The following is a 23,389-nucleotide window of genomic DNA, read 5'->3' as shown; positions in this document are numbered from 1 at the left end:
AGGGCCGCAATGCCTTGATGGAGACAAGGGCGCGTAGCGCCCGCCGGCTTCATCAAGGCAGTCATGACCGGCCAGCAGGTCTCTAAAGAGAAGTTGTCGACACAACCCTTTGGAGGCTGACCGATCATGACCAAGCTGCATTCTACGCCACCCGACGCCGTGCTGGTAGCCATCGATATGTCGAAGCACCGCCAGGAAGTTCTTCTCGAACGACCGGAGGGAGGCCGCCGGCGCCGCATGACCGTAATGGCGACGAAGGCGGACTATGATCGCCTGGCCGACGATCTGACCGCCACCGGCAGACCCGTGGTCGTCGGATTCGAAGCGACCGGTAATTATCACCGCACGCTGGCGCATCGATTGCTGTCCGCGGGATTCGAGCTGCGCCTGATTTCATCGGTCGCCTTGGCCCGGACGCGCGAAGCGTTACACAATGGCTGGGACAAGAATGATTCCAAGGACGCGCAGGTGATCCTGCACATGCTAAAGATCGGCGCGACCCAACGCTATGTCGATCCGCTGGCCGCAGGGATCAACGATCTGCAGGAGATGTCGAAGACGCATGAAGCCATATCGAAGGCGAAGACCCAGACCTGGCATCGGATCCTCACGCATTATCTGCCACTGTATTTTCCGGAGATCGAGCGTTTCGCCGGCAACAGCCGGTCCGACTGGTTCCTGGCGTTGATCGAACGCTTCCCAACGCCGGGCAGCATCACCTCGATCGGGCGCGAGGCGTTCACCGAACAGGCTTGGCCGCTGATCGGTCGCAAGGTCTCCAAGGCCCGGGTGGTCAACGATATCTACGAGACCGCCTGTGCATCGATCGCGCTGCCGATCGACGAAGATTCCACGGCGGTCGCCATGTTCCGTATGGTCATCGCCCAGGCGCGCACCCTGATTCAGCAGCGTAACGAGATCGAGCGGATTGCCCATGACGCGCTGGCGACGAACAGCGATTATCAGCTCCTGCGCATGATCCCCGGCATCGGTCCGATCAATGCCCTGACGATCTTGGCCGAAGCCGGCGATCTACGCCGCTTCAGCCACCATCGCCAGTTCCTCAAGTTTTGCGGTCTCGACCTCGCCACCTACCAGTCAGGGATATTTCGGGGGCGGACGAAGCTATCGAAGTACGGCAACGCCCGGCTGCGACGCACCTTCTGGATGGCCACGCAGGTCGCGATCCGACAACCCAACAACAGCTTCCGCGACAAGCTCTCCCGCTATGTCGACGGCCATGCCGGCGATCCCGATCGCCGCCGCAAGGCGATGACCGCTCTCACCGCCAAGATGGCGCGCGTCGTGCACGCCGTCATCAAGACGGGAACCGAGTACCGCCCGTTCGTCGAACGGGCGGACACCAGATGGAAGGACCCCTCTCTGCTGTGCCGTGAGGGCGCTACGGCGACCCTGTAGATAATGTTCGGGCCTTCCATCTGGCATGCGTATCTCATCTTAAGGACGGTGAGGACCACGATCCCGACGATCGATGGATCCTGTGTTTGCTATGGCCGAGAGCGCCTTCCTTGACGATGGAAGCCATCTGGATCATAAAATTGCCAGCGCCGATCACACTCGGCGCAACGAGATCTGCTGGCCTGTTCCCGCCGCTGCTTCCCAACATAGGACGTTATCGCTGAGCAGCCGGGGCTTGTGCAGCACCGTGGCGCTGTCACAGCCGGAAGCCGCCAAGGCGAGGTCCAGCGTTTCGGTTACATCCTCGGCACGCATGTTGGTGCACAACTTCCAGGCAATGATATAGCGCGAGAAGTCGTCGAGCACGGTCGAGAGGTACATCCAGCCCCACCCGATGATCTTGAAGTAGGTGAAGTCGGTCTGCCACATCTCGTTCGGGCGGGTAGTCTTGGTGTGGAACTGATCGGCGGCCTTTATCACGACATAGGCCGGACTGGTGATCAGATCGTGCGCCTTGAGCAGGCGGTAAACCGTGGATTCCGATACGAAGTAGCGCTTCTCGTCGGTGAAGCGCACCGCCAGTTCGCGGGGGCTGAGATTGGTCGCGTCGGCTTCCAGCGCCATTTCGATGATCTGGTTCTGGATGTCGTCACCGATGCGGTTCCACACGCGGCTCGGCGCCGATGGCCGATCCTGTAACGCTTCCGGCCCGCCCCCAAGATAACGGTCATACCAACGGTAGAACGTCCGGCAGGCGATGCCGAGCTTGTCCAGCGTGCGTTTGGCGGGCAGGTGCGACTGCTCGACGATCCGGATGATCTCGAGCTTTTCGGATGCGGGATACCTCATTCGTCGTCGCCCCCATCCGCGATCATGCTTTTTTTCAGCAGACGGTTTTCGAGTGTCAGGTCGGCCACGCATTCCTTCAGGGCACGCGCTTCGCGGCGCAGATCCTGCACCTCGCCGGTGGTCGCGGCACGGGCAGTGTCGCCCGCCAGGCGGCGCTTGCCCGCTTCCATGAACTCCTTCGACCAGGTGTAGTACAGGCTTTGCGCGATGCCTTCCTTGCGGCACAGCTCGGCAATGCTGTCCTCGCCGCGAAGGCCTTCAAGCACGATGCGGATCTTGTCCTCGGAAGAGAAGTGCCGCCGGGTCTGCCGCCGGATATCCTTCACCACCTGCTCCGCAGGGGCCTTCGACGGCGATTTTGAATAGGAGGATTTGGGCTTCATCTTCGTTCCTTCGTCACTACGACGAAGCCCAAATCCTCCTTAAATCACAACCTCAAATCTGTGCCATTGGTGCTGACGGCGGACAGAGCGGTATGACGTTGTAGTTCGGCGGGTTATGGTCCTGCTGATAGATGCCGATCGCGGTGATGTCGGTGCGGTCGGTGGGCCGCCAGGTCAGCGCGCCCTGCGCGACGACGCGATCGTTGCGCGTGAAGTCCATGCGCGAGTCCGAATCGCGCACCACGCCGACGAAACGCGCCGCCAGCGTATCGCCGAGCGGGCCGGTGACGTCGACGACCGCTTCCTTGCGGTCGAACGTCCCATAGCTCACGCTGGCGCTGCCGCCGAAATCGAGCTGCGGGCGCTTGCTCTGCATGTTGGTCAGGCCGCCCGAGCTGCCGGCGCCATAAAGCACCGATGCCGGGCCGACGAGCACCTCGACACGCTCCAGCGTCGCGATTTCGGGGCGCGGCATATAGACGAAGCCGTAATTGCGCTTCAGGCCATCGACATACAACACCGATTCGAACCCGCGGATATAGTTGAAATCGCCGCGTGAATCGTCGCCTCCATTGTAAACGCCCGCCGTGTAGTTCAGCGCTTCGCGAATGTTCTGCGCGCCCCGGTCCTGTATGTCCTCGGACGACACGACCTCGATGGCCTGCGGAATGCGCAGGATGGGGGTGTCGGTCTTGGTCGCCGTCGTCGCAGTCGCGGTGACCACGATATCCGAGTGATTGTCCGCATCGGCCGTCTGCGCATGAGCGGATGCGGCGCACGCAAATGCCAGCAACGATACTCCGATCGATCCGTGCCGCCTCGCTGCACGAATTTGACAGACACTAGTCATAACGCCCCCTTCCTCCATCCCGTTGGTCCCGACCCTGAATCGTCTGTTCTCTCCTCTTGGACAGCGAGTGTAGTTGGACTGCACGCCAGCGCTCGCCCCGATTTGGGTAATTGCGAACTTTGATGGGTGAATTTGCCTGCCGGAAGTGCAATTACCCGCGGGTTCCTGCGGCTCGCGGCGCGTGGATGCCCACCGCGCCGACACATCACCCCCGTCTGAAACCCTTTCATATATATCTCTGAGTGGACAATATCGTCTCGATATGGAAACAAAAATCCGAAGGAGAGGATGATGCTGCCGCTGCTCAATGGAATCCGGATCATAGAGATCGGCGCCGTCGTGCTCGGCCCCTATGCGGGCCAACTCCTCGCCGACCTCGGCGCCGATGTCGTCAAGGTCGAGCCGCTGGAAGGCGACATCGCGCGCCACGCCCATCCGCGCGGCGAGGCGGGGGGCGCGTTGTTCGTCAACAATAATCGCAACAAGCGGATGCTCGCCATCGACCTCAAGCGGCCCGAGGGCCGCGCCGCCCTCGCCCGGCTGATCGCAGGCGCCGACGTCCTGTTCCACAATATGCGCGTCGATGCCGCCGAACGGCTCGGGCTCGGCTTCGAGGCGGTCGCCGAAATCAACCCGCGCATCGTCCATTGCGCCGCGATCGGCTTCGGCCAGCGCGGCCGCTACCGCGACCGGCCCGCCTTCGACGACATCATCCAGGCGGCGAGCGGCATCGCCGGGCTGGGCGCCGCGGCCGGCGGCGATCCGCGCTTCGTCCCCACCATCCTCGCCGACAAGGTCGCCGCGCTCCACGCCGTCTATGCCATCCTCGCCGCACTCGTCGCGCGGGCCGGCGGGCGCGAGGGACCGATCAAGGTCGAGGTGCCGATGTTCGAGGCGCTGGCCGCCTTCCTGCTCAACGAGCATCTCGCCGGCGCGACCTTCGCCGCCGACGGCGCGGTCGGCTATCCGCGCATCCTGTCGCCCGACCGCCGCCCTTTTCGCACCGCCGACGGCTGGATCGCAGTGCTGCCCTATACCGAGCGCCAGTGGCGCGCCTTTCTGGACGAGATCGGCCGCGCCGACGTCGCGCGCGAACCCTGGTTCGACGACCCGCGCGAGCGCGCCGCCCATATCGACACCCTCTACGCGCTCGTCGCGGCCAGCCTGGCCGAACGGACGACGGGGGCGTGGATCGCAGCGCTGTCGGCCCGCGACATCCCCTGTTCCAAGGTTCCGGGCCTCGCCGACATGCTGGGCGATCCGCATCTGGAAGAGATCGGCTTCTTCGACGTTCCCGCCGACTATCCCGAAGGCATCGTTCGCGCGCTGCCCCAACCGGTGCTGTTCGACGGCATCGCCCCCCGCCCCGACACGCCGCCGCGCGCGCTGGGCGCCGACAGCCGCGCGTTGCTGCGCGAAAGCGGCATGGCGGAGGGCGAGATCGACGCGCTGGTCGGTGCAGGCGTTATCGCGGCCTGATCAGCCGAGCCGGTCGGCAACGAACGCCGCGCCGTCGCGGATCGCGTCGCGCGCCACCTGCGCGATCGACATCGCCTCGAGGAAGCTGTGGGTCGCGCCGGGATAGATGTTCGTCGTCGTCGCGACGCCCGCCGCTTCGAGCCGCGCTTCCATCGCCAGCGACTGTTCGGCGAGCAGGTCGCATTCGGGAACGACGAGCAGGACCGGCGGCAGGCCGGTCAGATCGGCATGGATCGGACAGGCGAACGGATCGGACCGCTCGCGCTCCCGGTGGGTGAGATAATTGTCATAATAGGCCTGCGCCTCGGCGCGGTCCATGATCGACCCCGGCCCGCCGAAGCGCGCCTCGGCGCGATCCGAAACCTCCGGCGTGAAATAGCCATAGTTGGACAGGATGGCGCGGACGACGCCCCCCTCCCCCCGGTCGCGCAGCCGCAAGGCGGTCGCGAAGGACAGGTTGGCGCCCGCCGAGTCGCCGCCGATCGCCAGCCGCGCCGGGTCGATCCCCCACCCGGCGCCATGCACGGAAAGCCAGCGCATCAGCGCCCCGATACGGTCGAGCGCGACCGGATATTTATGCTCGGGCGATAGCGGATAATCGACGCCGATCACGGCGAAGCCGCCCGCCGCCGCAACTTCGCGCATCAGCCGGTCGTGTGTGTCGATCGAAAAGAGGGTGAAGCCGCCGCCGTGAAGATAAACGAGCGCCGGCGCAGGCGCCGCCGCGCCCACCGGGCGATAAATGCGAAGCCGCAGCTCGCCCGCGCCGGGATCGAAGCGCAGCTCGTCGCTCGCCGCCATCGCCGGCCCGCCCGCCGCCCAGCGCGCCCGCACCTGCTCGCACACCGCGCGCTGTCCCGGAAAGTCGAGGTCGGCGAAGGGCGGATGCGCCGCCCAGCCGGCTCTCATCTCGGCCAGGAACAGCGCGATTTCGGGGTCGAGCGCCGGAGTCACTCGCCCACCGTCGGCAGCCATTGCGCCCGCGGCTCGCCGCCCGCGAACCAGGGCGGCGGCAGCCCCCGCGCCTCGGGCCACAGCTCATCGAGCGTGTCGGCATCGAACAGATGGCCGCCGCGCATCACCAGCGACAGCGACCATGTGTTGCGGATATCGGCCAGCGGATCGCGGTCGAAGACGATCAGGTCGGCATATTTGCCCGGCTCGAGCGTCCCCATGTCGCTCAGCCGCCCGATCGTTTCCGCCGCGCCGGCGGTCGCCGCGTGCAGCACCGCCATCGGTGCCATGCCGCCCATCACATGCGCCTCCAGCTCGTAATGATAGCCGATCCCCGGATCGTCGCCGTGCGATCCCATGCCAAGCAGCCCGCCGTTCGCCGCAATCGCGCCGGCATCGGCGGCGAGCGCCGGCAGGCGCGAGGCGTCGAGCGACCCCCATTCGCGGTGCGCGAGCTTCTGCGCGATCGTCGTCGGCGGCCAGAAACGCCGCACCTTGGCATCGCGCGCCGGATCGCGCGTCGCGATGAAATAGTCGGCGCCCGTCGGCCCGCTGGTGTTGACGAGCAGGGTCGACACATAGCTGGTACGCATCAGGCGCCACAGCGTCAGCACATCCTCCCCGAACGGCGCGGTCGGCAGCGCATGTTCGTTGCCGGCATAGCCGTCGAGCGTCTGGGTCAGGATCAGCTTGGGATTGTGGCTGCCTTCGTTGGTCGGCAGCAGCCCCAGCTCGCGCGCGGCGATCGCGATCCACTGCCGCACCCGCCGGCTTTCACCGCGATACTGTTTGATGTTGCGAAGCCCCCAGGCGTCGCGATAGCGGCGCAGCACCGCGCGCACCTGGTCGAGCGAGGTGAAGCGCTCCTTCGAAAAGAGCGCCGGCCCCGTCGAACGCAAGCGCGGCCCGACCATCAGTCCCGCGTCGATCAAATCCTGATAGGCGATCTGGTCGATGCCGAGCGTCGAGGGGTCGAAGGCCGTCGTGACGCCGAACGCCAGCCGCGCGCGCAGCCCCCAATCCTCATAGCCGATGACGTTGCGCCGGATGCTGCCGATATGGTCGTGATCGTCGATGAAGCCCGGCATCACGGTGCGGCCGCCGAGGTCGCGCACCGGCGTGCCCGCGGGCACCGCGAAGCTGCCGCGCGGGCCGATCGCGGCGATGCGGTCGCCCTCGATCAGGATATCGGCATCGGCGATGATCCGGTCGCCGCCCGCCATGGTCAGGGCCCGCCCGCCGCGCAGCAGCAACCGGCCCTGTGGCACCGCGCGCGGCAGTTCGGCGACCAGCTCGACATGGTCCGCCGGCACGGGCGCCGCCATGTGGGGCAGCGTCTGGAGGTAATTGCCGACGGTCCAGACCAGGCTGCCGTCGGCGCGCCAGTCGAAGAAATCGGCCCCCATGTCGGTGACACGGCGCGCCGGATTGCCGGGCGCGGTCAGGTCGACCACGGCCGCCGGGTCGGCGGGGCGCGGCAGCAGGTAAAGCTGCTCGCTCGTCTGCGCGGCGATCCAGCGACCGTCGGGGCTCAGCCGCAGGTCGTCGACCGGCACCGGCTTTTCGGTGAAATAATAACCCTGCGCCTTGACCGTCGCGACCGGCCGCCGGTCGCCGCTGGCCAGGTCGACCGCGACCAGCCCCGTATCGCTCATCAGATAGGCGGTGCCGGGCTCGCCCGCGACGAAATGCGGCCGTTGCCCCAGCGTGCCGCTGGTGACGATGCGTGCGGCGCCTCCCGCGGCGGGAAAGGCGACGAGGTCGGCGTCGCGCACCGTCCCAAACTCGAAGCTCGAATGCTGTCGCGCCGCCGCCGGGGAGCGTACCGCCAGAATCCGCGCGCCGTCGGGCGTGAACACGGCATGGCTGTAGAAGGCCGGGATGTCACTGATCTTCACCGGCGGCGCCGCACCGTCGGCGGCGATCGTCCAGACCGCTCCGCCGCCCCGCTCACTCCACGTCACATAGACGAGGCGCGTGCCGTCGGGGCTCCAGCCGGGCAGCGAGGGCGGGTCGCCGGCGATCGGCAACCGCCGCGCCGCGCTGCCGTCCACGCCCTGCACATAAAGGCTGCCGAGCGCGGCATAGGCGACGCGCGCGCCATCGGGCGACGCGGCGGTGCCCTGAAGCAGCTTCGCGCGTACCGGTCCGCGCGGTTCCTCGATCGCGACGCGCGTGCTCGGCCCGACCGCGAGTTGTAGCCGCGCCGTGAAGGGTATCGGAATCACCGGCGCGCCGTCGAGCGGGCGCCGCTCGATCCGTCCGCGCCAGGCGATCAGGATCGCCTTGCCGTCGGGGGTGAAGCTGTAGCGCGGGATCAAGTCGAGCCACGCGGCACCGTTCATCAGGTCGAGCGGCGCCGGGCCCAGGTCGCGATCGACCCCGGTGGCCAGGTCGCGCACGCGCAGCCGCGTTTCGGCCAGATGCCGCGTCGCATAGGCGAGCGTCCGGCCGTCGGGCGAGATGGCGGGCCGGAAAAAGGTTTCCGATTCCGATCCGCGCCCGCCCGAACTGCCGATCACCGTCTCTTCGGCGCCGGTCGCAAGGTCGCGGCGCACGATCGTCCAGGCGACGGGCGCATCGAACGACAGATCGCCGACGTGGCGCGCATAATAGAGCCAGCGCCCGTCGCGCGATGCGGCGGCGCCGAGCGTGCTCTGCCACGCCGCGCGCGGCGCGTCGGCGGCGGCGCGGGCCGGGGCGACCAGTTCGCCCGGCCCGCCGTCGACCGGATGCCGCCACAGCTCGTAACGGTTGAGCCGGATGCGGTAGCGGCTGACATAGACCGACTTGCCGTCGGCGCTCCATTCGGGCGAGGTGCGCACCGCGCCCTCATCCTCGTCGGTGATCCGCCGCGCGTCGCTGCCGTCGGCGCGCGCGATCCACACATTGTCGCCGCCCGACCGGTCGCTGACATAGGCGATCCATTTTCCGTCGGGTGAAAAGACCGGCTGCACCTCGAAGGCGATCCCGGTCGCGATCGGCACGGCGCGGCCGCCGGTCGCCGGCACCGCGTAAATCTCCCCCAGCATGTCGAACAGGATCGTCCGGCCGTCTGGCGAAACGGCGAGCGAGGTGAAGGTCCCGCTCGACACGGTGAAATCGAGCGTCCGCGCCGGTTCGAGCGGCAGTTCGTCCTGCGCCGCAGCGGGCGCCGCGAGCAGGGTCAGCGCCAGCGCCAGCAGGCCGCCAAATCTCGGCTTCATCTCCATCCCCCTTCGGCCGCAGGCTTCAATTCGGCTGCCATGTTTCGACGCGGAAGCTGTCGGGATGATAGCGGGTGACCGCGTCCCCGCCATCCTTGCCCGGAAACTCGGTTGCGTCCGCGTTGACCAGATACAGGCGCCCGGTGCGATGATCGATATCCATCATCCGCGCGCCCGGCGAGGTGCGGATGGTCGCGACGTGCCGCAGCGCGCTCGCGCCGTCCCACCCGATCACGGTCATCGTCCCCTCATGGTTGCTGGTGACGATGCGGCCGCGCGCCGCGTCGATGGCAAGCGCGTCGATCCCCTTGCCGATCGCGACGCGCGCGCCGACGGTGCCGGTCGCGGGGTCGAGCAGAAAGACCGAGCGTTTGTCACCGACGCAGGCGCCGAGCAACCGGCCTGTTTTCGCCAGATATTTCATCTTCGACACATTGCAGCCGACGTCCCAGCGCGCTTCTTCCTTCAGCGTGCGCGAATCGAGCTTCAGCACCACCCCGTCGAGCCGCGCGGGGGCATAGAGATGACCTTTGCCGTCGGCGGCGGGATCGTCCATCTTGCGGAACGGAAAGCGGGTCGTGGAGAGCAGCCTGCCGCTCGCGGCGTCGAGCGTGAACCAGGTCGCCTCGGCCGGCCGCGTGCCGGTGATCATGTGGAGCCGCCCCGTCGCCGGGTCGAACGAACCGCTGTTGAGCCCGCCGTCGTCGGCGAGCTTGGTGCGCGCAATCGTCTTCAGCGTCCGAAGGTCGAAGATCAGCAGCGACCCATCGTCCATCGCGACATAGCCGCGACCGAATTGCGGCAGCAGCACCGGCCCGTTGGCGCCGATCGAATCGGGCACCGTCGCCACCGCCGCGCCCTTGTCGACGTCGAACAGCGTCAGCCCGTCGTTGAGGCGTGCCATGAACAGCCGCGCGCTGCCCGGCTCGAACTTCACATAGTCCCAGCCGGTGTCGGTGCTGGACAGCGTGACGCTCGCGGTCTTCACATAGGGAAGATCGGGCGTGCCGTCCTGCGCCGCGGCCGCGCCAGTGCCGAAAAGGACGGTCGCGGCAAGGAGGCTGATCATTTTCATCGGGAAAACTCCGCTGTTCGTGGGTTCAGGTGAGATGACCGTGCGCGCGGGGCTCGCGCATCGTGAACGCAACCAGAAAGGCGACCGCGCAGATCGCCGAAACATACCAGCCGAAGAGGCCTTCATGCCCCCATTGCTTCAGCAGCAGCGCGACATATTCGGCGGTGCCGCCGAAGATCGCCGAGGCGACCGCATGGCCGAGCCCGACGCCGAGCGCACGCACCCGCGCCGGAAACAGCTCGGCTTTGAACAGCCCCGACACCGAGGTGTAGAAGCTGAGGATCGCCAGTGCCGCGAAGACCAGCAGCACTGCCGCGAGCATCGTCTGCACCCGCGCCAGCGCGCCGAACAAAGGCACCGCGAACAGCGTCATCCCGCCGCTGAAGATCAGCAGGTTGGTCCGCCGCCCGATCCGGTCCGACAGCGTCCCAAGCAGCGGCTGCAGCAGCAGGAAGGCAAAGGTGGCGATCAGCATCGCCCGGCTGGCCGTCGCCACGTCCATGCCCGCGGTGTTGACCAGATATTTCTGCATATAGGTGGTGAAGCTGTAGAGCGTCACCGCGCCCGCGGCGCTCAGCGCCATCACGGTCAGCATAGCGCGCGGGTGGCGCGCCAGCACCTTCAGCGACCCCGCCTCCTCGCCGTCGCCCGCCGGCTCGGCGGTTTCGTGCATCAACTCGCGGCAGAGCAGGAAGGCGCCCGCCAGCGCAGCACCGAGCAGGAAGGGCAGCCGCCAGCCCCACTCGCGGATCGCCGCCTCGCTCATCGCCGCCTGCAGACCGAAAATGACGAGCAGCGCGAACAATTGCCCGCCGATCAGCGTCACGAACTGGAAGGAGGCATAGAATCCGCGCCGACCCGGCTCGGCGATCTCGCTGAGATAGGTCGCCGCCGCGCCATATTGGCCACCGGTCGAAAAACCCTGCATCAGCCGCGCGACCAGCAGCAGCGCCGGGGCCGCGGCGCCGATCGTCGCATAGGTCGGCAGCACCGCGACGAGCAGCGACCCCGCGCCCATAAGGATCACCGAGGCGACCATCGCCGCGCGCCGCCCGTGGCGGTCGGCGTAGCGGCCGAAATACCAGCCGCCGAGCGGTCGGATTAGGAAACCCGCGGCATAGATGGCGGCAACGTTGAGGAGCTGCGCGGTACGGTCGCCGCTCGGAAAGAAGGCCGAGGCAAAATAGAGGGCGGTATAGGCATAGGCGTAGAAATCATACCATTCGATCAGATTGCCCGCCGACCCGGCGATCGCCGCGCGCGCCCGCGCCTTGCGATCGAGCACGAGCGGCGCCGCGCCCATCTCCGCCATCCGTGTCACGATCTTCAGCCCGCCAGCGCGCGCGAGCGCGCCGCCGCTGCCGCCACGACCGCACGCGCAAGATCGTCGACAGGGTCGATCTCGGCGAGGCCCGCCGCGGTCGTCCCGCCGGGGCTCGTCACTTGCCGCCGCAGCTCGGCGAGCGGCGCGGTATCGGCCTCGGCGAGCGCCGCCGCGCCGGTAAAGGTCGCACGCGCAAGCCGCATCGCCAGCGCGGGCGGCAGCCCCTCGGCCGCGCCCGCCGCGGCAAGCGCCTCGGCGAAGCGGAAGAAATAGGCCGGACCGCTGCCCGATAGCGCGGTCACCGTATCGATCTGACCTTCATCGTCGATCCATACCAACTCGCCGGTCGGGGCGAGCAGCCGGTCGACCGCAGCGCGATCCGCGTCGGCGACATCCGATCCCGCCACCGCCGCCGTGATCCCCCTGCCGATCGCCGCCGGCGTGTTGGGCATCGCGCGCACGATGCGGCCGCTGCCGCCGAGCGCGGCGCCGAGCCCCGCCAGCGTGATGCCCGCCATGATCGAAAGGAAGAGCGCGCCGCGATCGGCCAGCGGACGCAGCGCGTCGCCGAGCGATCCGAACACCTGCGGCTTCACCGCAAGCACCACCGCCAGATCCGCGCCGCCGGCGACCGCGCGCGGCGCCTCGACCCGCTCGGTCCCTTCCGGCACCGCGTCGACCATCGGATCGAAGACGAGCACCGGCCCCGAACCGCGCCAGCCGCGCGCCATCGCGCTTCCCATCCGCCCGCAGCCGATCAGCAGCACCCGCATCAGCGTGCGTCCTTGTAGCGCTCGGCCAGCAGGTCCTGCCGCGAGCGGGTCGAGGCTTCGCGCCCCTCGACGATCACGCTGACCGCATTGGTCGAGGGCTCGAGCGGATCGCCGTCCCAGACGACGAGGTCGGCATCGGCGCCCGGCGTCAATGCGCCGCCGCCGCGCCCCCAGATGGCGAGCGGGTTGACGGTCACCGCGCGCAGCGCTTCGATATAGGGCAGCCCGTTCGCGACCGCGATTCCCGCGCCTTCGCGCAGCCCCATGCCGGCATTGTAATTGGCGTGGATCGCGCCTCCGGCCTGACCGACCGCGACGCGCACCCCCGCCTTGACCAACAGCGCCGCATTGTCCTGCCGCGCGCCGAGCTGGTCGAAATTGAAGGGCAGGTTGACGAGCGGATCGAGCACCACCGCCACTTTCGCCTTCGCGAGCGCATCGGCGGCGCGCCACGCCTGCGCCCCGCCGACGACGATCACCCGGATGCCGAAATCCTCGGCCAGCGCCACCGCCTGCCGGATATCCGATTCACGGTGCGTCTGGATGGCAAGCGGAACCTCGCCCGCGAGCACGCCGCGGATCAGCTCGGCGCCCGCGCGCCTCCCGCCGCCCGGCGGGCCGTCGCCATGGCCCTTCTTGCCCTTTCTCCCGGCATCGCCGTCGTCCATGCCCCGGCGCGCCTCTTCGAGCGCATTGCGCAATGCCGACCATTGCACGGCGCGCGAGCCCAGCCGCTCCCACGCTCCGCCGCCGATCACCGCATAGACGCCGACATTCGCGACATCGAGGATATCGACCCCGTCGCGCAGCCGGGCAAAGGCCGGTTCGCCGCTGAAGGGCGCGTGGCGCGAGGGCGAGGGATAGACGAGCGCGCGGGTGATACCGTCGGCCCGTGCCAGGCTGACCAGCGTCGAATTGCCGTTGAGCGCGCGGCTGACATCGTCGCCCGGATTGCGCTCGTCGCGCGAGGTGGTGTCGACGGTGTCGTTGGAACCCGAAATCTCGACCAGACCGATCTGCGTCGCGCCGTTGACGAGGCCCGGCGTCACCGGCTTCCCCTGCGCGTCGATGGTCCGGACCCCGGCCGGCACCGCGCCGCCCGCCTTCACCGACAGAATCCGGCTGTCATCGACGAGGATCGTCGCATCGTGAACGGGCGTATCGCCCTCCATCGTCCAGGCCTCGGCGTGGACGATCGCCAGCGACTGCGCCGACGCCGGCGCGGCGATGGCCAGCGCGATCGCGCTCACGAACATCTTCATGGCTCCACTCCCCCGCGTCCCAGCTCGAAGTCGGAAACCGGTTCGCTGTGGGGGTGCGCGCGATCCCACACCACCGTGCCGTCGATCAGCACGAGGTCGGCGCGGCTGTAGACGCTGAACGGATCGCCCGACCACAGCACGACATCGGCCTGATATCCCGGCGCGATCGTCCCGATGCGCTTGTCCAGCCCCAGCAGCTTCGCCGGGTTGCTCGTCGTCCATTTGATCATCGTCTCGGGCGGCGTGTTGATGCCGATCCGCCGTCCCGCCGCCGCCGCCTTCGCCGCGGCGATATTGAGCCGCTGGCCGTCGGCCGGCGAGTCCGAATGCATCATCACGCAGACGCCCGCCCTTTCGAGCAGCGGCGCTTCCGCGCGAACGGCGTCCTGGGCCTCCAGCTTGAATCCCCACCAGTCGGCCCAGACCGCCGCGCACGTCCCCGCCTCGCGCAGCAAGCCGGGAATCTTGTACGCCTCGGTCGCATGATGGATGGCGCCGACGCGAAAGCCGAATTCCCTGGCGATGGTCAGCACCGCCGCGATGTCGCCCGCGCGATAGCAATGGACGTTGACGCGGATATCGCCGGAGAGGATTCCCGCCAGCGCCTCCAGCTTCAGGTCGCGCGGCGGCATGGCCCCCGCACCGGCGCGCGCCTGCTCGACCGCGCGCTTGTAGCGCCGGGCGTTCAGGAACTGCTGCCGCATATAGCTGACGACGCCCTGTCGGCTCGTCGGCCCCTCATTGTCGTCGTCGGCGCCCCAGCTCTTGGGGTTCTCGCCGCAAGCCATCTTGAAGCCCTGGACGCCGCCGGCCGCCTTCATGCCCCAGACGGTCGGCGCGCGAACCGGCTTCACCACCACCGAATGGCCGGCGAAGATCGGCGTCGATCCGGGCAGGATCTGGATCGTCGTCACCCCATTCGACAGCGCGCGGTCGAACGCCATGTCCTGTGCGTTGACCGCGGTCTCGATCCAGGTGTCGGCGCTGTTCGGCGACGCGACCTCCGACACGTCGGACGCCTCGCGGTCGATCGAGGTCAGCGGCAGGACGAAGGTGCCGTCGTGGCTGTGGACGTCGATCACCCCCGGCGTGACCCAGCGACCGGCGGCGTCGACCTCCCGCACCCCCGGATTGGCGAGCCCCTTGCCGACCGCGGCGATCTTTCCGCCGCGAATCAGCACGTCGCCGCCGTCGATCCGCCCGCCCGCGCCGTCGAGGATCGTCGCGCCGCGTAGCAGCATGTCGTCGGGCGGCGGCGCCTGATAGCGGCTCGGAAACGGGTCTTCCTGCCACGGTAACGGCGCCGCCCGCTGCGCGCTCGCCGGCGCGGCAAGCACAAACGCGGCCATCAGAACGGCCGCTAGGCCGGCCCTATTTCGTATCATCCCCTCGCCCCTCGTTGAACCGCCGCATCCACGCCACCGTATCGGGGTCGGGAAGCGACGCCAGGATCGACGCCCGCGTTTCCGGTTTTTCGTCCTGGCCCAGCTTGAACTTACCGGACAGGCTCGTCACCTTCGCCCGAAAGCCGATGATCCGCTGAAGCATGCCCTGATACCGCACGCCCAGCTCTTCGATTCCCCAGGGATTCACCCGCCCCGATTCCATCGCGTCGATCAAAAGCTGCAGCGACCATTCGGTCAGCGCCTCGTCGACCAGCACGTCGGCACCGATCTTGATCTGCGCATAATTCCAGGTCGGGCCCCAGTCGCGCACCCCCGCATGTTCCGGGCTGACATAGGCGTCCGGCCCCTTGAACAGGATCGTCGCGCCCCCGCCGGCCTGCAACGCCGGACAGAGGGGGTTGGAGCGCATCAGATGGCCGACCAACTCGGTCAGCCGGCCCTCGGCGTCGAACAGCCCGACGAGAGGCAAAAGGCTCGCCTCGATAGCACCCGGCGCGCCGGCGCACACCCAGGCGAGCGGATAGGCTTCCACCAGCGCCTGCACATCGGCATCGTCAAATCGTTCGAAAAGCCCCACATCACCCCCGGATGCAAATCGTGAAATCGAGCGAACCCGCGCCGGCTGCTGCCCGCGCGGCGGGCCGGAAATCGGGTTCCCAACCTCTCTTGTTCCCCAGCACTGGCACGCCGACAAGCGCCAAAATCGAAAAGTGCATGGGGCCAGTCCCGGTTGCAGTCCGGAATCGATCACGATAAGATTGGTCCGAAAAACAAGTCAAATACTAATCCGGAGAGATCCAATGTTGCGGCCATGGCAGGTCAGTCTCGGCGAGCGGATCGACCCCGCGCGCGATGTTCCGATCTATATGCAGATCATTCAGGCGCTGATCCGGGATATCGAGCGCGGACGGCTCACCTCGGGCACCTATCTTCCCAGCAGCCGCCAGCTCGCCAAGATACTCGGCGTCAACCGCAAGACCGTCGTCTTCGCCTATGAGGATCTGATCGCGCAGGGCTGGCTCGAATCGGCCGGGACGCGCGGCACGATGGTCGCGGCATCGCTGCCGGACCCGGTCAACCGGCATCAGGGCGAAGCCGAAGCGACGATGAGCGATGCGGTGATCGACTATCGCTTCGCGCCGCCGCCCGAACGACCGCTTGCGCTCCCCTCCGGCCCCGGGCTCAAGGTCGACGAGGGCGCGCCCGACGGGCGCCTGTTTCCCGTCGAGCTGCTGGCCCGCGCCTATCGCGTCGCGGTGCAGCGAGCCTCGCGCGACAATGGCTTCCAATATAGGGACCCGCGCGGGTCGCCGGCGCTGCGCGAAGCGATCGCCATGATGCTCAAAAGCCAGCGCGGCCTGCCCGTCGCGGCGGAAAATATCTGCATTACCCGCGGCAGTCAGAACGGCATCTTTCTCGCCGCGCAGGTTCTGCTCGGCCCGGGTGATTCGGTGATCGTCGAGAAATTGACCTACGAGCCGGCGGTGGCCGCTTTCCGGGCACTCGGTGCCAATATCGTTCCCGTCGGTCTCGACGAAGACGGGATCGACGTCGAGGCGGTCGAGCACGCCTGCCGCCGCAACGCCGTGCGCGCGGTGTTCGTGACCCCGCATCACCAGTTCCCGACCACCGTCTCGCTGCGGCCCGAGCGGCGCCTGCGGCTCCTCGACCTCGCGCGGCAGTTCGGCTTCGCGATCATCGAGGATGACTACGACCATGAATTCCACTTCGAATCGCAACCGCTGCTGCCGCTCGCGGCCTATGGCCCCGGCCACGTCCTCTATGTCGGGTCGATGTCGAAGCTGCTGCTCCCGGCGCTGCGGATCGGCTATGTCGCGGCGCCGCCCGCGGTCATCGACGCGATCGCACACCGGGTGTCACTGACCGACGGCATGGGCAATGCGCTGACCGAGGACGCCGCCGCCGAATTGATCGAGAATGGCGAACTGCGACGGCACGGCCGCAAGGTGCTGCAAATCTACGCCAGGCGGCGGGAGAGTTTCGCGGCAGAAATCGACCGGACGCTTGGCGACCTCGTCGATTATCGCATGCCCGACGGCGGCCTTTCCTTCTGGCTGCGCTTCGACACTGACCTCGATCAGATGGAGACGCGCGCCGCCGCGATGGGGCTGCGCTTCGCCGCGTCGCGGTCGTTCATGACGACCACCGACGCGCCGCGCGGGCTGCGGATCGGCTTCGCCAGCCTCAACGCGCACGAGGCGCGCACCGCGCTCGCGGCGCTGCGCGAAGCGGCGGGCTGATTGCTGGTCCCCTCGGGCCGTCCAATGTTGGATGTTCTCATATCCACGCCGCGGACGGAACCTCCCGCTCGTCCAGGAGGGAAATCATGACATATCGCTTCGCATATCTGCTCGCCGCCGCGGCCCTGCCGCTCGCGCCCGTCGCCCAGGCGCAGCCGGCGACCGCCGCGCCGGCGACCGCACCCGCCGCCGCCGACGCGCCATGGCCCGAGGCCTGGTTCGAGATCTTCAAGCTCGCGCCGGGAAAGCAGGAAGAGTTCATCCGCCGCATCGCCCAGGCCGACGAGGTCGCGGCAGCGGGCGGCCTTCCGCCGATCCAGCTTTTCTTTCACGAAAATGGCGCCGACTTCGACGTCATCCTGTTCAAACCGGTCACCGGCATCGAACCGACGCCTGAACAGACCGCGGCGATGGACCGCAAGCGCAAGGAGCTCGGCCTGCCGAGCGGCCCGGCCTATTTCGTCGACATCCGCGAACTGGTCGCCGAACATAGCGATTCCCAGACCTATGGCCCGCTGTCGGCGGCGACATGGCTCGCCAGGCTCGACAAGTGGCGCGCTGAAAATCCGCCGCGCAAATCCACGGGTGCGGCGCAATGATCGCCCGGCGGCGCCTTCTCGCCGTCGCGGGCGGCACCGCCGCGGTGGCGGTCGCGCCCGGCGCCTTCGCCGGCGCCGACGAGCCGCTCGACATCGCTTATGTCAACGCGCGCGTCTGGACCGGCGCCGGCCCCGACACGCGTACCGACGCGATCGGGATCAAGGGCGACCGTATCGCCGCGATCGGTGTCGAAGCGGTGCGCGCGCGCACCGGCAAGCGGACGCAGGTCGTCGACCTCGATGGCGCCTTCGTCACCCCGGGCTTCATCGACGCGCACGTCCATTTCGTCAAAGCCGCGACGATGCTGTCGCAACCGTCGCTGCGCGATGCGGAGAATCCCGAGGAATTCATCGCGCGCGTCGCCGCCGCCGCGAAGGCGCTGCCCAAGGGGCAGTGGCTCGAAGGGGGCAATTGGGATCAGGATCGCTGGGGCGGCGAAATGCCGAACCGGTCGTGGATCGACCCGGTCACCCCCGACACACCGGTCGCGGTGATCCGTTATGACCTCCATATGCTGCTGCTCAACTCGCTTGCGCTGCGGCTCGCGGGGATCGACCGCAACACGCCCGACGTGCCCGGCGGCGTGATCGAACGCGACGCGCAGGGCGAGCCGACCGGCATTATCAAGGACGCCGCCAAGGATCTGGTCCTGCGCGCGATCGGAGAGCCGACGCCGGACCAGATCGACGCGGTGACGCGCGAAGGAATCGCGGTCGCGCTCAGCAAGGGCGTGACGCAGGTTCACCCGACCGAGCTCGAATCGATCAGCTTCGATTCGACCCGTCGCCTGCGCGCCGCGGGGGAGACCGGGCTGCGCTTCCGCCATTATCTGCCGCTCAAGGACTGGGAGGCGCAAGTCGAGCTGATCGCGCGCGAAGGCCGCGGCGACGACTGGGTGCAATGGGGCGGCTGCAAGGTCGTGTTCGACGGCTCGCTCGGCTCGCGCACGGCGCGCTTCTATGAACCCTATGCCGACGATCCGACGACGCGCGGCATCATCGTCACCGACCCCGCCGATCTTCGCCGCTGGATGGAAGGGGCGGACAAGGCGGGGTTGCAGGTCACCGCGCACGCGATCGGCGACGAGGCGAACGACATCGTCCTCGACACCATGGCCGCCGTCGCCGCCGCCAACGGCCCGCGCGATCGCCGCTTCCGCGTCGAGCATGTCCAGCACATGAAGCCGCACGCGCTGCCGCGCTTCGCCCAGCAGGGCATCATCGCATCGGTCCAGCCCTATCACGCGATCGACGACGGTCGCTGGGCGGTGCGCCGGATCGGCGAGGAACGGCTGAAGACCAGCTTCGCCTATGGTTCGCTCGTCCGCTCGGGCGCGCATGTCTGCATGGGGTCCGACTGGCCGGTGGCGCCGATCGACCCTCTCACCGGGCTCGACGCCGCGGTCAATCGCGAGACGCTCGATGGCAGGAATCCGCACGGTTGGCATCCCGAGCAGCGCATCACGCTCGCCCAGGCGATGCGGGGCTATACGCGCGAGGGCGCCTATGCCGGCTTCAGCGAGACGCGCCTCGGCCTGATCGCTCCCGGCCTGCTCGCCGATCTCGTCGTTTGGGACCATGATTTCTTTGCTATTGATTCTCATTCTCTAACAAAGGTAAAAGCGCTGCGGACAATTGTCGGCGGCGTTCAACGCTTTGGCTGACGATGGTCCCCTCGACCGGAATTTGATGGACCATCTGGACCCCAGCAACTGCGCAAACTGGATGTTTTAAGGCCCAACCGGGTCAAACATGTTGCAGTTACAGGCTTGGCGCCCGATCCCGTTCGTACCGGAAGAAGATTTGGTGCCAATAATGGGGGTAAAGATCATGGTTGCATGCCGCACTATCGTTCGGGGAACAGGCTTCGCCGCGCTCGGCGCCGCGCTCGCGTCGGCCACACCGGCGCTGGCCCAGCAAGTCGCGCCAGAGGACGACAGCATCGTCGTCACCGCGCAGCGCGAGAATGAAACGCAGGTCATCCGGCAAGGTTCGCTCGGCGCACTCGGCGAGAAGGACGCGATGGAGGTGCCTTTCGCGGTCAAGGCCTACAGCGAAACGCTGATCCTCAACCAGCAGCCGCTGACTCTCGGCGCGGTCCTCGAGAACGACCCGTCCGTGCGCACCTCGCTCGGCTTCGGCAATGCCTCGGAGCAGTTCGTGATCCGCGGCTTCCCGCTGTATGGCGAGGATATCGCAATCGACGGTCTTTACGGCGTGACGCCGCGCCAGCTCGTCTCGCCCGAACTCTACGATCAGGTGCAGGTATTGAACGGCGCCAGCGCCTTCCTGTTCGGCGCCGCGCCTGGCGGCTCCGCGCTCGGCGGCACGGTCAACTTGCAGCCCAAGCGCGCCAAAGACAGGGATACGAACCGCGTCACCGTCAACTATCTGTCGGACTCCCATATCGGCGGCGCCTTCGATTTCGGGCGCCGGATGGGCGCCGACGGCTCGGTGGGCATCCGCGTCAACGGCGCCGGTCGCTGGGGCGACATCGCCATCGACGACGAATATCGCAGTTCGATCGTGCTCGGCGCCGCGCTCGACTGGCGCAGCGACCGCGCCCGCCTGTCGCTCGACCTCGCCTATCAGCGCGCCAAGGTTCAGCATATGCGTCCGATGGTTCAGCTCGACGGCGGCCTGGCTTTCATCCCCAAGCCGCCGAAGGCCGATCTGAATTATGGTCAGGATTGGAACTACACTACCCTAAGGGACATCTTCGGCATCCTGAAATTCGAATATGATATCAGCGATGATTTCATGTTCTACGCATCGGCAGGTGCGCGCGACGCGGCCGAACGCGGCAATTATCAAAGCTTTACCCTGCTCGACGCCGATACCGGCCTCGGTCGGGTCACGGGGTCGAAAATTCCGCGTAACGACAATAACGAGGCAGCGCAGGTCGGCATCCGCGGCAAGTTCGCGACGGGCCCGATCACGCACGAGATCAATCTCGGCGCGTCGCACAGCCGCTACATCAACCGCAACGCCTATGCCTTCGGCTCCTTCGCCGGCAGCCCGAACAATCTGTTCGACCCCGTCGACGTGCCCGAACCCGAATATGGCGCGGGCTTGCTGGGCGGCGATCTCGACGATCCCAATCCGGCGAACCGCACCCGGCTGACCAGCTTCTTCGCATCCGACACGCTCGGCGCGTTCGACGAGAAGGTAGAGCTGACGCTCGGTCTGCGCCGCCAACAGATCTTCTATCGCGCCTACAACATCACCCTCGGCGGCGAGACGAGCCGGTACAAGGAAAATGTGACGACCCCCGTGATCGGCCTCGTCATCCGGCCGAGCGAACATGTCTCCCTCTATGCCAACCGGATCGAGGGGCTGGTCCAGGGTCCGGTCGCGCCGGCCGGCACAATCAACGCCGGCGACGTCTTCCCGCCCTACAAGACCAAGCAATATGAAATCGGCGGCAAGGTGGCGCTCGGCCGCTTCAATGCCTCGGTCGCACTGTTCCAGACCGACCGCCCGCAAGCGCTGACGATCGTCAACGGTTCGGGTCAGAGCGAGTTCACGGTCAACGGCCTGCAACGCAACAAGGGCATCGAATTCAGCCTCGACGGCGAGCCGGTAACCGGGTTGCGCGTCATCGCCGGCCTGTCGCTCACCGACGCGAAGCAAAGGCGCACGCAGGGCGGCGCGACGGACGGGCTCGATGCGATCGGCGTCCCCGACTATACCGCCAACGTCAACGTCGAATGGGATCTCGGCTTCCTGCCGGGGGTCACTCTGACCGGCCGCCTGATCCAGACCGGCAAGCAGCAGGTCAATCTGACCAACACGCTCGAACTGCCTGAATGGACGCGCTTCGATCTCGGCGCGCGCTATGTCGTCGCAGCGGGCGAAACGCCGATCACCTTCCGCTTCAACGTCGATAATGTCGCGAACAAATCCTATTGGTCCTCGTCGCTCGGCGGCTATCTGGTTCAGGGATTGCCGCGAACCTTCAAGGCCTCGGCGACGGTCGAATTCTGACCGGCCGCCCCCTTGTTCAAGAGAGCTCGGCTGGCAGCAGCCGGGCTCTTTTCGTTGGGCATTATATCCTTTGCAAATGCAAAGCTGGCAGCCGGCAGCCCTTCCTCCCTGTCTTCGTCATGCTGAACTTGTTTCAGCATCCATGGCCGGACTTCTCCTGCCGCGCCGCGCCCAATTCGAGGGCAGGCCATGGACCTTGAAACAAGTTCAGGGTGACGAGTCATAAGAGGCGGGTCTTGTCCAATGCTGGTGTTTGCAAATCCCCTTTTCTTTTGCGCGCCGCCGAGGCGTTTGACCGGCCCCGCTCGATTGGTCCCCTCGCTCGGCGGCAAAGTGGATGTTTTTCGGTCCTTCCGGACACGCCAATGCAGTCGGATGAGCACGCAAGTCCAGCAGGGGCGCCCGACGCTCCGCCGCAAGATTCTGGCCGTTCACCGGTGGCTGAGCCTCGGTGCCGCGATCTTCTGGCTGCTTCAGGCGGTCACCGGTATCCTGATCGTCTTTCATTGGGAAATCGCCGACGCATCGCTTTCGACGCTGCATCGCCCGACCGACCTCGCGGCGATCGAGCGGCGCATCGACACGCTCGTCCCGACCGGAACCGGCGCGAAAGCCAGCGCGATCTGGACGTCGGCCGGCCTTCCCGATCGCTATGATCTCTATTTCGATGACGGTGCGGGCAACAGCCGGTCGGTTCGGATCGCCGGCGACGGCGCGATCATCGACGCCCCGCGCGAAGACGAAACCCGCATCATGAGCGTCCTCGTCGGCTTCCACCACGACCTGCTCGGCGCGTGGGGCAGCTGGATCGTCTCGATCAGCGGGCTTCTCCTCTGCTCCAACCTTCTCCTGGGCCTTATCGCTGCCTGGCCGCGGCGCGGGACCTGGCGGGCCGCGCTCCTTCCCATACGCAAGGGTCCCGCCGCCGCGCGGCTCTATTCCTGGCACCGGGCGGTGGGTCTGTGGGCGGTGCTGCCGGCGTTCGCGATCGCCGCGACCGGCACCATGCTGAAATTCGAACAGGGCGTCGGAACGCTGGTCGGCGCGGAAGAGGTTTCCCTGCCCGCCAATCCGCCCGCCGGCCCGCCGGTCGGCTTCGCGGCCGCGGCCGGCGCGGCCCTCGCCGCCCTTCCCGGCAGCAACCTCACCAACGTCACCTGGCCGGAAGGCGAGGATGCGACCTATCGCATCCTTGTGCGTGCGCCGGGCGAGATTCGGCGCGCCTATGGGGGCAGCATTGTCTTTGTCGACGCGAACGACGGCACGCTGCGCGGCGTCTGGCCGATTGCCGATGCGCCGCCGGCCCGCGCTTTCATGAGCGCGCTGTTCCCCATCCATACCGGAGAAGCCGGCGGGCTGATCGGACGCCTTCTCTCCATCGCCATCGGCGTCTGGCTGATCACCATGATCGTCGCCGGTCTTCTGCTCTGGCTTCGACGTCGCAGGCCGGTCGCCAGGGCGCGTGAGGGGCGGAGTGCCTGATGATGCAAACCGGAATCCGCGGCCATCAGTTTGTCGTCAGTCTCCAGCGCTAAGATAACGACCGCGCGGGGCCGGCCATC

15 protein-coding genes and 2 pseudogenes are annotated in these 23,389 nt (G+C 67.3%); 7 read left to right on the top strand and 10 right to left on the bottom strand.

Annotated features, from left to right (window positions below):
* The first annotated feature begins 126 nt into the window (after positions 1-126).
* Positions 127-1,423 (top strand): annotated as a pseudogene (locus LH20_RS04150) (IS110 family transposase).
* 209 nt (positions 1,424-1,632) lie between these two features.
* Here LH20_RS04150 and LH20_RS22720 read toward each other — a convergent pair.
* Both LH20_RS22720 and LH20_RS04135 read right to left on the bottom strand, forming a co-directional pair.
* Positions 1,633-2,651 (bottom strand): annotated as a pseudogene (locus tag LH20_RS22720) (IS3 family transposase); the annotation flags it as partial.
* Positions 2,652-2,703: 52 nt separating this feature from the next.
* Entirely contained in the window at positions 2,704-3,501 is a 798-nt protein-coding gene (locus LH20_RS04135) for a TonB-dependent siderophore receptor (protein ID WP_158501096.1), read from the bottom strand.
* Between the two features lie 291 nt (positions 3,502-3,792).
* Between LH20_RS04135 and LH20_RS04130 the strand changes: the two genes are divergently transcribed.
* Positions 3,793-4,980 (top strand): CaiB/BaiF CoA transferase family protein, encoded by a 1,188-nt coding sequence (locus tag LH20_RS04130; RefSeq protein ID WP_053553124.1) that lies wholly within the window; start codon positions 3,793-3,795, stop codon positions 4,978-4,980.
* Here LH20_RS04130 and LH20_RS04125 read toward each other — a convergent pair whose 3' ends face one another.
* From LH20_RS04125 to LH20_RS04090, 8 genes are read right to left on the bottom strand one after another with little or no spacing between them, the layout of a single operon-like run.
* Positions 4,981-5,955, bottom strand: a complete 975-nt coding sequence (locus LH20_RS04125) for an alpha/beta hydrolase fold domain-containing protein (RefSeq protein ID WP_053553123.1) — start codon at positions 5,953-5,955, stop codon at positions 4,981-4,983.
* Positions 5,931-9,140, bottom strand: coding sequence for an amidohydrolase family protein (locus LH20_RS04120; protein WP_053556083.1), 3,210 nt, complete (start codon positions 9,138-9,140; stop codon positions 5,931-5,933). The genes LH20_RS04125 and LH20_RS04120 overlap by 25 nt, the downstream gene beginning before the upstream one ends.
* A 25-nt stretch (positions 9,141-9,165) precedes the next feature.
* Entirely contained in the window at positions 9,166-10,215 is a 1,050-nt protein-coding gene (locus LH20_RS04115) for a hypothetical protein (protein ID WP_053553122.1), read from the bottom strand.
* Positions 10,216-10,240: 25 nt separating this feature from the next.
* A complete protein-coding gene (locus tag LH20_RS04110) occupies positions 10,241-11,527 on the bottom strand; it encodes an MFS transporter (RefSeq protein WP_053553121.1) in 1,287 nt (428 codons plus the stop codon).
* Positions 11,528-11,541: 14 nt separating this feature from the next.
* Positions 11,542-12,312 (bottom strand): pyrroline-5-carboxylate reductase, encoded by a 771-nt coding sequence (gene proC, locus LH20_RS04105; RefSeq protein ID WP_053553120.1) that lies wholly within the window; start codon positions 12,310-12,312, stop codon positions 11,542-11,544.
* On the bottom strand, positions 12,312-13,574 hold the full coding sequence (locus LH20_RS04100; protein WP_053553119.1) for an amidohydrolase family protein: 1,263 nt from the start codon (positions 13,572-13,574) through the stop codon (positions 12,312-12,314). The genes proC and LH20_RS04100 overlap by 1 nt, the downstream gene beginning before the upstream one ends.
* The gene (locus LH20_RS04095) at positions 13,571-14,923 is read right to left on the bottom strand and encodes an amidohydrolase family protein (RefSeq protein ID WP_235527111.1); all 1,353 of its coding nucleotides are present in this window, start codon (positions 14,921-14,923) and stop codon (positions 13,571-13,573) included. The genes LH20_RS04100 and LH20_RS04095 overlap by 4 nt, the downstream gene beginning before the upstream one ends.
* Positions 14,924-14,945: 22 nt before the next feature.
* Positions 14,946-15,557 carry an FMN-binding negative transcriptional regulator gene (locus LH20_RS04090; protein ID WP_053553117.1) on the bottom strand — a complete coding sequence of 204 codons (612 nt, stop codon included), beginning with the start codon at positions 15,555-15,557 and terminating at the stop codon, positions 14,946-14,948.
* 223 nt (positions 15,558-15,780) lie between these two features.
* Between LH20_RS04090 and pdxR the strand changes: the two genes are divergently transcribed.
* The 5 genes from pdxR to LH20_RS04065 all read left to right on the top strand — a co-directional run bounded on the left by pdxR (position 15,781) and on the right by LH20_RS04065 (position 23,309).
* Positions 15,781-17,241, top strand: coding sequence for a MocR-like pyridoxine biosynthesis transcription factor PdxR (pdxR, locus tag LH20_RS04085; protein ID WP_053553116.1), 1,461 nt, complete (start codon positions 15,781-15,783; stop codon positions 17,239-17,241).
* 86 nt (positions 17,242-17,327) lie between these two features.
* On the top strand, positions 17,328-17,840 hold the full coding sequence (locus tag LH20_RS04080; RefSeq protein ID WP_053553115.1) for a hypothetical protein: 513 nt from the start codon (positions 17,328-17,330) through the stop codon (positions 17,838-17,840).
* Entirely contained in the window at positions 17,837-19,504 is a 1,668-nt protein-coding gene (locus tag LH20_RS04075; protein ID WP_053553114.1) for an amidohydrolase, read from the top strand. Before LH20_RS04080 ends, LH20_RS04075 begins: the two co-directional genes overlap by 4 nt.
* A 151-nt stretch (positions 19,505-19,655) precedes the next feature.
* Positions 19,656-21,827, top strand: a complete 2,172-nt coding sequence (locus tag LH20_RS04070) for a TonB-dependent receptor (RefSeq protein WP_235527110.1) — start codon at positions 19,656-19,658, stop codon at positions 21,825-21,827.
* 375 nt (positions 21,828-22,202) lie between these two features.
* The gene (locus tag LH20_RS04065; RefSeq protein WP_053553113.1) at positions 22,203-23,309 is read left to right on the top strand and encodes a PepSY-associated TM helix domain-containing protein; all 1,107 of its coding nucleotides are present in this window, start codon (positions 22,203-22,205) and stop codon (positions 23,307-23,309) included.
* Positions 23,310-23,389 lie beyond the last annotated feature (80 nt).

Origin of the sequence: Sphingopyxis sp. 113P3 (genome assembly GCF_001278035.1) — a bacterium.
Lineage (GTDB): Bacteria > Pseudomonadota > Alphaproteobacteria > Sphingomonadales > Sphingomonadaceae > Sphingopyxis.
Note: the sequence above shows the minus strand (reverse complement) of the source record. Positions and strands in the feature narration are given on the sequence as shown.